The 15,276-nt window shown below is 65.1% G+C and carries 13 protein-coding genes and 1 pseudogene; 1 reads left to right on the top strand and 13 read right to left on the bottom strand.

Annotated elements, in window-relative coordinates:
• Nucleotides 1-11: 11 nt before the first annotated feature.
• Together HYN69_RS05285 and HYN69_RS05280 are read right to left on the bottom strand one after the other, a co-directional pair.
• Nucleotides 12-314, bottom strand: a complete 303-nt coding sequence (locus HYN69_RS05285; RefSeq protein ID WP_108434829.1) for an urease subunit gamma — start codon at nt 312-314, stop codon at nt 12-14.
• Nucleotides 314-1,141 (bottom strand): urease accessory protein UreD, encoded by an 828-nt coding sequence (locus HYN69_RS05280; RefSeq protein WP_108434828.1) that lies wholly within the window; start codon nt 1,139-1,141, stop codon nt 314-316. Before HYN69_RS05280 ends, HYN69_RS05285 begins: the two co-directional genes overlap by 1 nt.
• Nucleotides 1,142-1,402: 261 nt before the next feature.
• Here HYN69_RS05280 and HYN69_RS05275 point away from each other — a divergent pair, with 261 nt between their 5' ends.
• A complete protein-coding gene (locus HYN69_RS05275; protein ID WP_230426492.1) occupies nt 1,403-2,158 on the top strand; it encodes an efflux RND transporter permease subunit in 756 nt (251 codons plus the stop codon).
• Between the two features lie 338 nt (nt 2,159-2,496).
• Here HYN69_RS05275 and HYN69_RS05270 read toward each other — a convergent pair.
• From HYN69_RS05270 to pepT, 11 genes and pseudogenes are all read right to left on the bottom strand, one after another.
• Nucleotides 2,497-2,799: pseudogene (locus HYN69_RS05270) on the bottom strand (arginase family protein); the annotation flags it as partial.
• A 73-nt stretch (nt 2,800-2,872) separates the two neighbouring features.
• Complete coding sequence (ilvD, locus tag HYN69_RS05265; RefSeq protein WP_108434827.1) at nt 2,873-4,714, bottom strand: dihydroxy-acid dehydratase; 1,842 nt, start codon at nt 4,712-4,714, stop codon at nt 2,873-2,875.
• Nucleotides 4,715-4,789: 75 nt separating this feature from the next.
• A complete protein-coding gene (locus HYN69_RS05260; protein WP_108434826.1) occupies nt 4,790-5,929 on the bottom strand; it encodes a fumarylacetoacetate hydrolase family protein in 1,140 nt (379 codons plus the stop codon).
• A 54-nt stretch (nt 5,930-5,983) separates the two neighbouring features.
• A complete protein-coding gene (locus tag HYN69_RS05255) occupies nt 5,984-7,750 on the bottom strand; it encodes an ABC transporter ATP-binding protein (protein ID WP_230426491.1) in 1,767 nt (588 codons plus the stop codon).
• A 5-nt stretch (nt 7,751-7,755) separates the two neighbouring features.
• Nucleotides 7,756-8,715, bottom strand: coding sequence for an acetamidase/formamidase family protein (locus tag HYN69_RS05250; protein ID WP_108434824.1), 960 nt, complete (start codon nt 8,713-8,715; stop codon nt 7,756-7,758).
• Nucleotides 8,715-10,328, bottom strand: coding sequence for an ABC transporter substrate-binding protein (locus HYN69_RS05245; RefSeq protein ID WP_108434823.1), 1,614 nt, complete (start codon nt 10,326-10,328; stop codon nt 8,715-8,717). Before HYN69_RS05245 ends, HYN69_RS05250 begins: the two co-directional genes overlap by 1 nt.
• A 38-nt stretch (nt 10,329-10,366) precedes the next feature.
• A complete protein-coding gene (locus HYN69_RS05240; RefSeq protein WP_108434822.1) occupies nt 10,367-11,287 on the bottom strand; it encodes an ABC transporter permease in 921 nt (306 codons plus the stop codon).
• Nucleotides 11,287-12,171 (bottom strand): ABC transporter permease, encoded by an 885-nt coding sequence (locus HYN69_RS05235; protein ID WP_108434821.1) that lies wholly within the window; start codon nt 12,169-12,171, stop codon nt 11,287-11,289. Before HYN69_RS05235 ends, HYN69_RS05240 begins: the two co-directional genes overlap by 1 nt.
• Entirely contained in the window at nt 12,149-12,766 is a 618-nt protein-coding gene (locus HYN69_RS05230) for an ANTAR domain-containing response regulator (RefSeq protein WP_108434820.1), read from the bottom strand. Before HYN69_RS05230 ends, HYN69_RS05235 begins: the two co-directional genes overlap by 23 nt.
• On the bottom strand, nt 12,763-13,842 hold the full coding sequence (locus HYN69_RS05225; protein WP_108434819.1) for a transporter substrate-binding protein: 1,080 nt from the start codon (nt 13,840-13,842) through the stop codon (nt 12,763-12,765). The genes HYN69_RS05230 and HYN69_RS05225 overlap by 4 nt, the downstream gene beginning before the upstream one ends.
• 213 nt (nt 13,843-14,055) lie before the next feature.
• Entirely contained in the window at nt 14,056-15,276 is a 1,221-nt protein-coding gene (gene pepT / locus HYN69_RS05220; protein ID WP_108434818.1) for a peptidase T, read from the bottom strand.

Raw genomic sequence — 15,276 nt, 5'->3', positions numbered from 1 at the left:
ACAAGGTTCCTTCAGCGGATGGGGTGGTGGACGGTGACAAGCTTGGTGCCGTCGGGAAAGGTCGCCTCGACCTGCACCGAATGGATCATCGACGCGATACCCTCCATGCATTGCGCGGCGGTGATGACATGCGCCCCCGCCTGCATCAGGTCGGCAACGCTGCGCCCGTCACGCGCGCCCTCGACCACGAAATCGGTGATCAACGCAATCGCCTCGGGGTGGTTCAGCTTCACCCCCCGCGCCAGTCGCCCGCGTGCCACCATCGCGGCAAGGCTGACCAGCAGCTTGTCCTTCTCCCTCGGGGTCAGGTTCATCAGTCTCTCCCTATCTGCCACACGCGGGGCAGCGCCGCACCGCGCCGCAGCACGTGCAAAGCCCGCGCAATTTGCTGCCGCAGCGGCCAGCCATCGCCGGCCATCATCCGCAGCGTAAGCCGCCCGTCATAGGCGGATGCCGCAGCCACCACGCCCTCGACCGTCAGCACCGCCCGCAGCGGTGCCAGCAGGTCGCCCGCATCGGGGCAGACCATCACGACCGAAGCGAAAGCCCGCGCGCCGCCCAGCGTGGCCGCACCCGCCTGCAAACCCGCATCGTCCAGAAACAACGGCTCGATATGCACCGGCCTGTCGCCCGCCCAGATCTCGCGCCGGTCGCGGAACGCCAGCCGCGCCACCGTCTCGCCCATCGCGGCGCGCCCCAGCACCACCGCTTCCAGCGCCAGACACCCCGCCCGCGCGCCCAGATCGATGCGCGTGTGCCGCACTAGGTTCGAGCCGTCGAACAGGATCGTCTCTTGTGGCAACCAGTCGATCCAGCCCCCCTCCCCGACACTCAGCGAAACATCGACCCGCGCCGCGCCCTGATTGCTGAAATAGGCCCGCTCGGCCGTCTGGGTCGTGGCCACCACGCAGGCTCCGTCGCCCAAGGTCACGCCATAAGACAACCGGTCCCCGCCTGTCAGCCCGCCCGATGTGTTCAGAAAGACCACCTCGGGCACAGCGCCCACATGCGGCAGAATCGCCTTGGCCGACCCCGCCTGCCGCAAATCGCCCAGACGCATCCGCCCGCCCGAAAGCGCAAAGGAAGCGAAAGCCTCGCCACGGCTGCGCTGCATCGGGGAAAGGGCGGCCTGTAGGGTCATATCACCTCGCGCCACCACCCAAAGCGAAAGGCAAAGGCGGGCTCAACAGCCCACTGACCGGCGGCCCGTCCGGTAAGGGTGCCGCGTGTCGACGCGCCCGCAGAATGGGCGCGATGCACGGAAATCAGGCAGTTCGGGAAGGCGTTGCCTTGCCCTCCTGCCGGGGCGGGGGGTTTCACACCCCCCGCACCCCCCGCATCTCGCGTGTAGTTTCCGCAAGGAGGAAGGCGCGCCACCATCGGCGCGAACCTTCCCGTGGGTGTGGCGCTGGGAACCGCGAGCGACCGCTTCAAGGAACTCGCCGCAAGCGTCGAAATGCCCCCCACCGCCCGGATCGAGGAATCCGGCGATGCCGAGGTTCAGGGCGAACTGATGTCCAGCTTCGGCAATGCCATGATCATGGGCCTGATGCTGGTGCTTACCGTGCTGATCCTGCTTTTCCGCTCGGTCATCCAGCCTTTCACCATCCTCTTCTCGCTCCCCCTCGCCATCGGTGGCGTGGCCGCGGCGCTTATCCTCACCGGATCGGCCCTGTCGATGCCTGTCCTGATCGGTATCCTGATGCTCATGGGCATCGTCACCAAGAACGCGATCCTGCTGATCGATTTCGCCATCGAAATGCGCGCCCAAGGCATGGACCGCTTCCAGTCGGTGATCGAGGCCGGCCACAAACGCGCCCGCCCCATCGTGATGACCTCCATCGCCATGTCGGCAGGCATGCTCCCCTCCGCTCTCGGCGTGGGCGAGGGCGGATCGTTCCGCGCACCCATGGCAACGGCGGTGATCGGCGGCATCATCGTCTCGACCGTGCTGTCGCTGATCGTGGTGCCCGCCTTCTTCCTGATCATGGACGACCTGTCGCGCCTCGTCGGCCGCCTGTTCAGCCGCATCCTCGGCCCCAAGGAAAGCGAGCCCGACGAACCCGCCGCATCGGTCCTCGCCGAACGGATCGACGACCTTTCCACCCGCGTCGACGCCCTGTCCGGCAAACGCCCGACGCTGCACGTAGCCGAATGAAGAAAGGGTGGGTGAATCACCCACCCTACAAATCCAGCGCGACACCGTAGGGTGGGTGATCCACCCACCCACTTCCTCAGAAGATACGCCCGCGTAAAACACAGATCGCCTCACACCCATGGCAAAGGCCATCGCCTTGCCACGCGGTGCCCGTCCCGCCATCCGCCGGTGGCCCCGAGGCCACCGGCCAGCGCCCGTCCCGCCCATGGCGGGCGCTTCTCGCCCGCCTGGCCTGGCGCCGGCCTCTGTGGTGACCGAGCCACACCGGCAGGTCGCTACCGTCCCGCGCAGGCGGGGAAACGCGGGTCGCGTTTCCTGCCCCGCCTGACCCCTCGGTCTTAAAACACCAACCCCGACCAGCGCGAAGGCTTCTGCGGCACCCCCGGCATCACACACAGCATCTCGTACAGCAGATTTGCCCCGATCAGAGCCGTATTGCCCGTGGTATCATAGGGCGGCGACACCTCGACCAGATCGCCCCCCACGATGTTCAGCCCCGCACAGCCACGGATGATCTCCAGCGCCTGCCACGTGCTCAGCCCGCCCACTTCGACCGTTCCCGTCCCCGACGCAAAGGCCGGATCGAGCGAGTCGATGTCATAGGTAATGTAAACCGGCGCATCCCCGATCCGCTCGCGCACCTGCGCCCGCAACACAAAAGGGGCACCACGGCTGTGATGCCCCGATGCCCCATCCGGTTTCGTGGAAAAACCCTTACGCCTCGTCGGGCAGAACCCGCACAGCACCCTTGTCGGCGGATGAGGCGAACAGCGCATATGCCCGCAACGCCTGCGACACCTTGCGCGACCGCGGCTTGGCGGGTTTCCAGCCCAAACGGTCCTGTTCGGCCCGCCGCGCCGCAAATTCCGCGTCCGAAATCCGCAGATTGATCGTCCGCGCCGGAATGTCGATGTCGATCATATCCCCCTCGCGCACCAACCCGATCGCCCCGCCCGAAGCCGCTTCGGGGCTGGCGTGCCCGATCGACAACCCCGAGGTGCCGCCCGAAAAACGCCCGTCCGTCAGCAAAGCGCAAACCTTGCCCAGCCCCTTCGATTTCAGATAGCTCGTCGGGTAAAGCATCTCTTGCATCCCCGGCCCGCCCTTTGGCCCCTCGTAGCGGATCACTACCACATCGCCCGCCTTGACCTCGTTGTTCAAGATCGCGGCCACGGCGGCATTCTGGGATTCGTAAACCTTGGCCGGACCCGAAAAGACGAAGATCGACTCGTCCACGCCCGCCGTCTTCACGATGCAGCCATCGAGCGCGATATTGCCTTTCAGCACCGCCAGACCGCCCTCTTTCGAAAACGCATGCTCCACCGACCGGATCACGCCGTTTTCACGGTCGAGGTCCAGTTCCTGATACCGCTTGTTCTGCGAAAACGCCGTGGCCGAGCGCACATTGCCCGGTGCCGCCTTGAAGAACTGGCGCACGTTCTCATGGTTCGTCCGGCTGATGTCCCAATGGTCGAGCGCCGCCCCCATGGTGGGCGAATGCACCGTCACGCAATCACGGTTGAGCAGGCCACCGGCATCGAGCTGGCCAAGGATCGACATGATCCCGCCCGCGCGGTGCACATCTTCCATATGCACATCCTGCTTGGCGGGGGCCACCTTGCACAGGCAGGGCACGCGGCGCGACAACTCGTCGATGTCGTCCTGATCGAAGTCGATCCCGCCTTCATGCGCGGCCGCCAGAATGTGCAGGATCGTGTTGGTCGATCCGCCCATCGCGATATCGAGCGCCATAGCATTCTCGAAAGCCTGCTTGTTGGCCACATTGCGCGGCAGGATGCTGGCATCGTCCTGTTCATAATAGCGCTTGGCAAGGTCAACGATCAGATGCCCTGCCTCGACGAACAGCCGCTGCCGGTCGCCATGGGTTGCCAAGGTCGACCCGTTCCCCGGCAGCGATAGCCCAAGGGCTTCCGTCAAACAGTTCATCGAATTGGCGGTGAACATGCCCGAACATGACCCGCAGGTCGGGCAAGCCGCCTTTTCGATCTCTTCGACCTCGGCGTCGGAATAGCTTTCATCCGCCGCCACGACCATCGCATCGACCAGATCGAGCGCAATCTCTTTGCCCTTGATCACGGCCTTGCCGGCCTCCATCGGCCCGCCCGACACGAAGACGACCGGAATGTTCAGCCGCATCGCCGCCATCAGCATGCCGGGAGTGATCTTGTCGCAGTTCGAGATACACACCATCGCATCGGCGCAATGGGCGTTGACCATGTATTCCACGCTGTCGGCAATGATCTCGCGCGACGGCAGCGAATAAAGCATCCCGTCATGGCCCATCGCGATCCCGTCATCGACGGCAATCGTGTTGAACTCCTTGGCCACACCACCTGCCGCCTCGACCTCGCGCGCGACCATCTGGCCAAGGTCTTTCAGGTGCACGTGCCCCGGCACGAACTGGGTGAAGCTGTTCACGATGGCGATGATCGGCTTGCCGAAATCGCCGTCCTTCATGCCCGTTGCGCGCCACAGGCCGCGGGCGCCGGCCATGTTGCGGCCGTGGGTGGTGGTGCGTGAACGATAGACGGGCATCGGGGTTTCCTCCGGTCATGCGAAATCGGCTCGTGCCGATGTGGCACCCTGTGTGTCGGTGGTCAAGGCAAAGGGCTAAAGAAGCCCGCGCGCGCTCAGGTTTTTCATCAATGCCGACGCGCCGAATGTCCATTCCGGCGCCCCGGTCGACAGCCGCACCGTATTTACCAGCCGCCCCAGTTCAGGCGCCGCAATCGTCACCACATCACCAAGGTGATGCGTGAACCCTTGCCCCGGCCCGTCACGGTCTTGCACGGGGGCAAACATCGTCCCGCAGTAAAGCACGAACCCGTCGGGATACTGGTGGTGCCGCCCCCGCGTCTGCGCCACCAGATCGGCGGGGTCGCGCGAAATTTCGGCCATCGACGACCGCCCCGTCAGAGTGAACCCGTCCGTCCCCTCAACCGTCAGCGTCAACTCCAAGCCGCGCACGGTATCCAAGGTAAACCCCGCATCGAAGACCCGGATGAACGGCCCCACACTCGCCGCCGCGTTGTTGTCCTTGGCCTTGCCCAGCAGCAGCGCCGACCGCCCTTCGACATCGCGCAGGTTCACGTCGTTGCCAAGCGTCGCGCCCACGATCCGCCCCGTGCTGTCCACCACCATCACCACTTCGGGTTCAGGGTTGTTCCACTTGCTGATCGGATGCAGCCCCACCGATGCCCCGTATCCTACCGCCGCCATCGGCTGGGCCTTGGTGAACACCTCTGCATCCGGACCGATGCCCACCTCGAGGTATTGCGACCACAGCCCCTCGGCCTGCAACAGCCGCTTCACTTCCGCAGCCTCGTCCGACCCAGGCACCAGATTGCGAAGCGAGTCGCCGATTGCCCCTGCCACCCGCGCCCGTATCGCCTCGGCGCGGGACGCATCGCCCGCCGCCCGCTCCTCGATCACCCGCTCGATCATCGACCGCGCGAATGTCACACCGCAAGCCTTGACCGCCTGCAAATCATTCGGCGCCAGAAGCCGCGTCACATCGCCCGCGGGTTCCACCGAGGCCGCCGCGATGTCATCCAGCGACCCGATATCCTGCCCCGCGATCCCCGCGACGTATCCCGCGATATCCGCCTGTTCCAGCACATCGCGCATCGTCGGCGCAGCGCGCGAGGTGATATCGAACACACGGCCCCCGCGCAGCGTCACGACCGCAGGACCAACCCCCGCCCGCCACACACGCCCCAGAAACAGCCCCTCTTGTGGCAGTCCGATCATCGCCCATCCCCCCGATTTTCCGGCACCTTGGCCTGTCACAGGCCGAAGGGCAACCTACCCCTCGCGCGCCACCAGATGCCCGCCGCCCACATCGACCAGCGTCACCCGAACCGGCCCGCGCCCCACGTCATGCACCGGCGAGGGCACCTCGCCCGCCAGCCGCACCCCCGCCGCCCGCACATGGGCAGGATCAGGCACCGGCACCGCCTCGATCAGCCGCCGCGTATAGGCGTGCTGCGGGTTGCCGAACACCTGTGCCCGCGTCCCCGTCTCGACGATCTGCCCCAGATACATCACCGCCACACGGTCCGAGATATTCTCGACCACCGCCATGTCATGGCTGATGAACAGGAAAGCGATGCCGAATTCGGCCTGCAAGGCGCGCAGCAATTCAAGCACCCGCGCCTGCACCGAAACATCCAAGGCCGACACGCTTTCATCGGCAATGATCAATTCAGGCTTCAAGGCCAGCGCCCGCGCAATGCAGATCCGCTGCCGCTGCCCGCCGGAAAATTCATGCGGATAGCGGTCCAACCCATCGGCCCCAAGCCCCACCCGCGCCATCAACTCGGCCGCCGCCGCCCGCTGTTCGGTGCGTGTCCCGACCCCGTGAATCACCAACGGCTCGGCGATCAGATCGCCCACTGTCATCCGCGGATCGAGTGCTGCCATAGGGTCTTGGAACACCATCTGCACCTTGCGGCGCAGCGCCTTCTGCCCTGCCGTATCAAGGCCCTCAAGCGCCTGCCCGCCCACCTCGATGCGCCCCTGATGCGGCACTAATCCCACAATCGCCTTGGCAATCGTCGATTTCCCGCAGCCGGATTCGCCCACCAGCGCGAATGTCTCGCCGCGCCGGACCTCAAGCGATACATGCTCGACCGCATGCACATTCTGCGTCACCCGCCCCAGCAGCCCGCCCTTGAGCGGAAAGCGCACCACCACATCGCGAAGCGATGCCACCACATCGCCCGTCACGGGCGCACGCACAGCCCCCGCGCCCATCCTCGGCACTGCCGCCAGCAAATCGCGCGTGTATTGCGCCTGTGGCCGCGCGAACAGATCAGCCGTCGCCGCCGTCTCGACCTGAGCACCGTCCTTCATCACGATCACACGGTCGGCCATTTCGGCGACCACGCCCATATCGTGGGTAATCAGGATGATCGCCGTCCCCAGATCGCGCTGCAAATCGCGCAGCAGGTCCAAAACCTCGCGCTGCACCGTCACATCCAGCGCAGTCGTGGGTTCATCCGCAATCAGCACCTCGGGCCGCAAGGCCAGCGCCATGGCGATCATCACCCGCTGCCGCATGCCCCCCGACAATTCATGCGGATACTGTTCAAGCCGCCGCTCGGGCTGCGACAGCCGCACCGCCCGCAAAGCCTCCAGCGCCCGCGCCCGTGCCTCGGCACGCCCCACCGCCTCATGCGCCCGTATCGCCTCGACCAGTTGCGCCCCGACCGTCAGCACGGGGTTCAAACTCGTCATCGGCTCCTGAAAGATCATCGCGATCCGGTCACCGCGCAAACTCCGCATCCGGCTTTCGGGCAGCGCGGTCAACTCCACCCCGCCCAGACGCACCGCGCCCCCCGTCACCCGCACCGCAGGCGGCGGCAACAGCCCCATGATGGCAAGCGAGGTGATCGACTTGCCTGACCCGCTCTCCCCCGCAATCGCCAGCGTCTCGCCCCGCCGCAGCGAAAACGACAAATCCCGCACCAAGGGCTTCATCCCGCCTTCGGTCCGGACCGCGACGCAAAGCTGATCCACCACCAACACGGGGGCATCCGGGGCCGCCACAGCCCCGGACATTTCTTGCATCACGCTCATTCGAACACGCAGCGCGGGAAGTAGAAGCTGACCACCCAGTTCGGCATATCGACGATCTCGGAAATCCGCAGATCGCCGCAGGTCGACACCAGCATATAGGCATCCACCGCCGCCATCTGGCGCGTGGCGCACAGGAAATCGACCATGTTCGCCACCGCATCGCGGGCAGCGCTCATCAGGTCAGGCCCGATCCCCGTCGTCACCTCATAGCCCTTGGCGTCCAGATGCCGCGTCACCGGCCCCGGCGTGGTGAAACGCGGCGTCTTCAGATGCGCCCCCTTCACCAGATCGAGCGTCAGCACCACATCCATGGGCGACTCGATGGCCGTCCCGCACACCTCGCCGTCGCCCTGCGCCGCATGGGTATCGCCCACGCTGAACAAGGCGCCTGCCACTTCGACCGGCAGGTAGAGCGTCGTCCCCGCGTTCAGATCGCGGATATCGAGGTTCCCGCCCACCCGACGCGGCGGCACGACCGAATGAAGCCCGGCTTCCGCCAGCGCATTGCCGATGGTCCCGGCAAAGGGCTTCAACGGCACCCGCGCCACATCCGACCAAAGCGCAGGCTCCATGGTGGCGGGATCGTATTTCCAGACCTTCAACGCAGGCTCGGTAAACTGATCGGCCAACAACCCGAACCCCGGAATATTCGCCGTCCAGCCAAATCCGGCCCCGTCGAACGAACGCGGCGCAAAGCTTTCAATCGTCACCTTGACCGCATCGCCCGGCTCTGCCCCCTCGATATAGATCGGCCCCGACACCGGGTTGATCTTACCGAAATCGAGCGTGCCCACATCCGCCACGGTCGACGACGGGCCTAACTGGCCCGCCGAGGAATCGTTGCAATGGAACAGGATCGTCGACCCCGGTTCGGCCCGCAGCACGGGTGCGATAGAGTTATCCCACCCGAAGTGATGCTGCGCGCCGTGGATCGTGTAGTTGCAGGCTTTGCACATTACTGTTTGACCCAGACGTAGTCATAGTTGACCGGAATCGAGACCGGATCGACGTAAAGCGCATCCTCGCCACCCATGCGGTCGGACTTCATGGTGTAGCGCTCTTCGTTGAACACCGGCACCCAGGGTGCCTGCTCCATCACGCCGGTATAAACGTCCGACCACAGCTTCAGGCGCTCTTCGACCTTGGCAGGGTCGGCCATGCTGTCGGCCTCGGTCGCCTTGGCATCCAGTGCCTCGTCGCAGAACTTCGACCAGTTCCAGCCACCGTCACCGGCACCGGCACAGCCAAGGATGGGCCCGTAAAAGTTCGACGGATCGGGGAAGTCGGCAATCCATGCCATGCCACCCGACCAGATCATCGGTGCCGTGCCCGCGCCACCGGCCTCGATCACATTGGCTTGGGCCAGCGACTGGATGTTCACCTTGATCCCGATGGCCGCCAGATCCTGCTGGATCGCCTGCGCGATCCGCGGGTTCGGGTCGGTGTTCATCACATACATCTCGGTCTCGAACCCGTCGGCAAGACCGGCATCCGCCAGCAACTTCTTGGCGCCTTCGACGTCATAGGCGTAACCGGCGTAGCCTTCGGTATAGCCCGGCATGCTGGGCGGCAGCGGCTGGGTCGCAGGCACGGCGCGACCGTTGATGATCTGCACGATCCGGTCCTTGTTGATCGCCATGTTCACGGCTTTACGCACGTCCAGATTGTCAAACGGCGCCATCTTGACGTTCAGCGTGATGTAGCCGGTATGCAACTGCCCACCCACGACGACATGCGCGGCCTGCGCCGGATCGCCCATCACCTCTTGGAACTTGGCCGGAGGGATGCCGTCGCCGGGAACGTCGACTTCGCCGTTCTGCAAGCGCAGCAGCGCCACGACAGGCTCTTGCCCGACCTCGAACACGACCGAGTCAAGGAACGGCACACCCGCACGCCAGTAGTCGGCGTTCTTGGCAAAGACCAGCCGCTGGCCCAGCGTCCATTCTTCCAGCTTGTAGGCCCCTGTCCCGACCGGCTTCTTGCCGAAATCGGCCCCTGCCTCGTCGACCGCTTCCTTTGGCACCACGGATGCGAAGTTCAGCGCCATGACATGCAGGAACGTGGCATCGGGCCGCGAAAGCGTGATCTTGACCGTCAAGGGACCTGTCACTTCCACACCCGAAAGCCCGTCAGGCCCCGCCGCATCGAAGCCCGCGATAGACCCGAAGAACCCCGCCCCCGGCGATTGCGTGGCAGGATCGGTCACGCGACCGAGCGAGTATTTCACATCTTCTGCCGTCATCTCGCGGCCGTTGTGGAATTTCACGCCTGCGCGCAGCTTGAAGGTGTAAACCAGCCCGTCGGGCGAAATCTCGTAGCTTTCGGCCAGACCGGGGCGCAGCTCGGTGGTGCCGGGCACGTAATCCATCAGCCCGTCGAACAGCGATTTGATCATCGACCAGTTCTGCCAGTCGTAGCCAATCGCCGGATCAAGCGTCGCCACGTCATCCTTGTAGGTCACCGTGATCGAACCGCCCGCCTTGGCATCGGGGCTGGGCGTATAGTCTTGCGCCGCCACGGGCAAAGCCAGCGTCAGCACCAGAGCGGTCGAGGTAAGCCATTTCTTCATCGTTTCTCTCTCCTGTTGGTGGGCCAAAAACTGCCGCGTCACCGAAGCCGGATGCGCGGATCGACAAAAGGGGCCAGAACATCGGCCAAAAGGTTACCCAAGACGATGGCGCAGGCCGAAACCAGCGTCACACCCATGATGATCGGAATATCGACCCGCTGGATCGCCTGCCACGCGAGCTGCCCGATCCCCGGCCAGCCGAACACACTCTCGACCACCACGATCCCGCCCATGAAAATCCCGATGTCGATCCCGATCATGGCGATGATCGGCAAGATCGCGTTGGGCAGCGCATGGCGCAGCACCACACGGCTTTGCGTCAGCCCCTTGGCCCGCGCGGTGCGGATGAAATCGGCGCGCAGAACGTCGATCATGCTTGAGCGCATCATGCGGGAATACCACCCCGACCCGAGGATGCCCAAGGTCAGCGCAGGCAGCACCAGATGCCAAAGCGTCCCGTAACCGCCGATGGGAAACCAGCCCAGCTTGACCGCAAAGACGTATAAGAGCAGCAGGCTCACCACGAATTGCGGCGCGGATACGGTCACGAAACTGGTCATCATCAAGACCTGATCCGCCACACGGCCCCGCAGCAGTGCAGCCGCGATCCCCATGCCCAAGCCCAGCACCAGTTCCGCCGCAATCCCGGCCAGCATCAACTGCAAGGTGGCAGGCAGGCGTGAGGCGATAAGCTCGGCCACTTCGGTCTTTTGCAGATAGGACCGCCCCAGATCGCCCTGCACCAGCCCCGCCAGATAGCGCCCGTATTGCACGATGAAAGGCTGATCCAACCCCAACTGCTGGCGGATATTCTCGACCGTCGCCGCCGTGGCCGACCGCCCCGCAATCTGGCGCACCGGATCGGCGGGCAGCACGTAAAGCAGGAAGAAGGTGATGAAACTCACCCCCAGCAAGATCAGCACCGCCTGCACGATCCGCCGCAGAAAATACCCCGCCATCAGTCACGCCCCCGCTGCGTCGGGTCGAGCACATCGCGCAGCGCATCGCCCACAAGGTTGAACGCCAGCGCGAGCAAGATGATCGCCGCCCCCGGAATGAACACCAGCCAGGGGGCTGCCTGAAAATAGGTCTGGTTCTCGAAGATGATGTTCCCCCAGCTTGGCGTCGGCGGCTGCACGCCAACCCCGAGGAAACTCAGCGTCGCCTCCAGCAGCACCGTCGTCGAAATCCCCAGCGTGCCCCAGACGATGATCGTCGGCACCAGATGCGGCAGGATATGCTTGAACAAAATCCGCCCCGTCCCCGCCCCCAGCGTCCGCTCGGCGGCGATGAAATCGCGCGTCGCCAGACTTGTCGTCTCGGTATAGATCACCCGCGCCGTCTGCACCCAGTTCACCAGCGCGATCACCATCGCCACGATCCAGAGCGACGGCTGGAAGATCGCCGCGAGGCATATCGCCAACAAAAGCGCCGGAAAGGCCATCATCAGGTCGGTGAACCGCATCAGCACCGACCCGACCCAGCCCCTGAAATACCCCGCAACGATGCCGACAACCGTGCCGATCAGCAGCGCCAGCCCGTTGGCCACCACTCCGATGATCAGGCTCGTCTGCGCGCCATACAAAATCCGCGTGAAAAGATCGCGCCCCAGCAAATCGGTGCCAAAGATGAACGTCGCATCGGGCGGCAAGGGCGCACCTTCCAGCGTCAGCCCGTCGAACAGCTGCTCGTCCGGCGCATAGGGCGCAATCAACGGCGCGAGCACCGCGCCCAGCACCACCACGGCAATCAGGACCAGCCCGACCACCGCCATCTTCCGCTTCATCAGCCGCGCGAACGCCCCCGCAGGGCGGCCCGCGTCAACCACGGTTCCGTCGGTCATCCTCGCCCCCCGTTCCTGCACCACCCGCCATTCCTGCCACGACCCGCACCGCCGCATCCTCGAAACTCACCCGCCACGCCATCGCCATCTGCCGCAACTGCGCGTAAGCCTCGTCCTCGGTCTTGCCCCGTGCTGCCAGCGCAGCCACCGCCCGCACCACCGTCAACCGCTCGTCCAAGCGCCGCCGCAAATCCGCGATCTCGACCGACAGCGCCCTTTGCGCGTCGAACGCATCCCGCGCGATCAGCAGCGCCGAATAGGCCCCGTTGTCCCCCACGGGTTTGAGAAGTTGTGCATGTGCCCCCGCCCGCAGCGCCCATTCGATCCGCCCCGGCGCCTCCGACCCGATCAACGCCACCATCGGCATGGGCGACGCCCCCGCTTCCCACGGAAATTGCTCGTCATGACCCATGTCGGCATCGAAGAACACGAAATCCGCCCCCAGCGCCGAAGGCCCGAGTTCCGGCCATACCTGCTCGACACTCAGCCCGATTGCCGTCAACTGCCGCGTAAGCGCCTGCACGGTGGGGTGCGGGCGATGCAAGATCACCGCCCTTGCCCCGCCAAGGTTCTGGATGCGGATCGGCCGTCTCATGACACCACCCGCAAGGCTGGCACGGCAGCCACCCGCCCCCGCGTAAGATACGGGTCACCCGCCACCGCCGCCTGCTCGCGGATCACGCGGAACGCCCCGCCCCGCACCTGCGCGATCAGCACGGGCAATTCGGTGTGATGCGTCTTGGCATCCACCACCGAAGCCGCCCCCGCCAACAAGCCTGCAATCCCCGCCTCTGCACGGCCATGCAGCAGCCGCGCCAATTCCCGCACCGCCGCGAATGCCGCCGCTTCATGCGACGACCCGAACCGCCCACCGATACCGGCATCGGGCCAACCCGCAGCGCCCCTGAAATACGGCCCCGCCGCCACCAACCCCTCGGCCGCTTCGCCCAGCGCGGGCAATTCGCATTCCGTCAGGTTGCACGACAGCACGGGGCAGCGATCCGCCCTGAAATGCGCGTCCTCCGCACCCAGCCGCCGATAGGCCGCGAGAAATTCGTATGATGAAGGCCCGATCAGCGAATTGAGCACGAAATCCGGCCGCGCATGGCGGATTTCCTCGATCATCCGCGCCACATCGCGCGACCCGATCGGCAGATACCGCTCGCCCAACACCTCGCCCCCGGCCTGCGAAATCACCTCGCGCGCCAGCCGGTTCATCTCCCAGCCCCAGATGTAATTCGACCCCGTAAGGTAAGCCCGCCTGCCATGCGCGGGCAGCACCCAGTCGAGCAAAGGCAGCAGATGCTGGTTCGGGCAGGCATGGGTGTAAACCACATGGTCCGACGCCTCGAACCCCTCGTAAGGCACCGCATACCAAAGCGTCCCGCCGTGCTTTTCCAGCACGGGGATAACCTCTTTCCGGCTCCAGCTCGTCACGCAGCCGATCACATGGCGCGCCCCCGTATCCCTCAGGATCTCCTCGCAAAGCGGCCCGTACAGATCGACATTGCCTTCGGGGTCACGCTCTACCGGAACAAAGCTGACATCCAGCGCAGGGTCGGCGTTCACCATGGCAATCGCGGCCAAGGCACCCGTGCGGCACGCTTCGGAAATCAGCGTATAGCTGCCCGACCGCGAATATAAGAGCCCCAGTTCCACCCGCCGCTTCATGCCGCCCCGTTCCTCCCCCCGAAAATGCGACAGGCCCCGATGCAGGGAAGCGCAAAACTTCCTCGCATCATGGGGCCCGTGTGCCGCTTGGCTCTCGCCGATGTGTGACCAAGACTAGAGGCAATGCACCCGTGGTCAAGGGAAGGATGCACCAAACCGGCGGTGCATCATGACATTTGCCTAAATTTCAGGCATACGCTCCCGGGCGCAGCCTCAGCCGCGCCCGACCAGCCGCAGCAGAACCCGCACGGCGGCGGCCATGTCCTGCACCGACACCCATTCGAGCGGCCCGTGGATTTCCTGCATGCCGGTAAAGATGTTGGGCGTCGGCACCCCCATCTCGGTCAGCCGCGACCCGTCGGTGCCGCCACGTATCGGCACCGATACCGCAGCAATCCCCTCGGCCTCGCAGGCCGCCCGCGCCAACTCGACTGGCGTCATGTCCTTTTCCAGCCAATAGCGCATGTTGCGATACTGCTTGGTGATCTCGACCGAGATCACCGCCCTTGGCTCGCCCGCCTGCACCGCATCACACACGGCGCGCAACAGCGCCCCCTTCGCCGCCAACCCGTCCAGTTCGAAATCGCGCAAGATGAAGCGCAACTCGGCCTCGGCCGCCGTGCCGCCCATCTGGTAGCAATGCACGAACCCCTCGCGCCCTTCGGTCACTTCCGGCACCAGCGTGCCCTGCGGCAGCGCAGCGATGATCTTGGCCGCCAGATGCAGCGCATTGACCAGCTTGCCCTTGCCATAGCCCGGATGCGCCGACACGCCCGTGACCCGCACCACCGCGCCATCGGCGGAAAAGCTTTCATACTCGATCTCGCCCACCATCCCGCCATCCAGCGTATAGGCAAAATCGGCCCCCAGATCGGCAGGCAAACGCTTGTCCACCCCGCGCCCGATCTCCTCATCCGGTGTAAAGGCGATCCGCAGCCCCGTATGCGGAATATCCCGGTTCGCCAACAAATGCCGCGCCAGCGTCATGATGATGGCGATCCCCGCCTTGTCATCGGCCCCGAGCAGCGTTGTCCCGCTGGCGGTGATGATGTCATGCCCCAGCTTGTCTGCCAGATGGCGCGAATTCTCGGGCGAAAGCCGCAACTCCGGCGCATCGGGGAACGTGATATCCCCGCCGTTGTAGCCGCGATGCACCACAGGCTTCACGCCCGTCGCATTGAACTGCGGCGCGGTATCCATATGCGCCAGAAGCCCGATCACCGGCCCCTTTGCCGTGGCCGGAACCGTCGCCAGCACCGCGCCATATTCCGTAATCCGCACATCGGCAGCCCCGATCCCCGTCAACTCCTCGGCCAGCATCCGCGCCAGAACCCACTGGATATCCGTGCTCGGCCCCGTGGCCGATGTCTCGTCGCTCTGCGTGTCGACCCGCGCATAGCGCACCAGCCGTTCCTCAAGCTCGCGGTCGAACAT

The organism is Gemmobacter aquarius, from assembly GCF_003060865.1.
GTDB classification, from domain to species: Bacteria; Pseudomonadota; Alphaproteobacteria; order Rhodobacterales; family Rhodobacteraceae; genus Paragemmobacter; species Paragemmobacter aquarius.
Note: the sequence above shows the minus strand (reverse complement) of the source record. Positions and strands in the feature narration are given on the sequence as shown.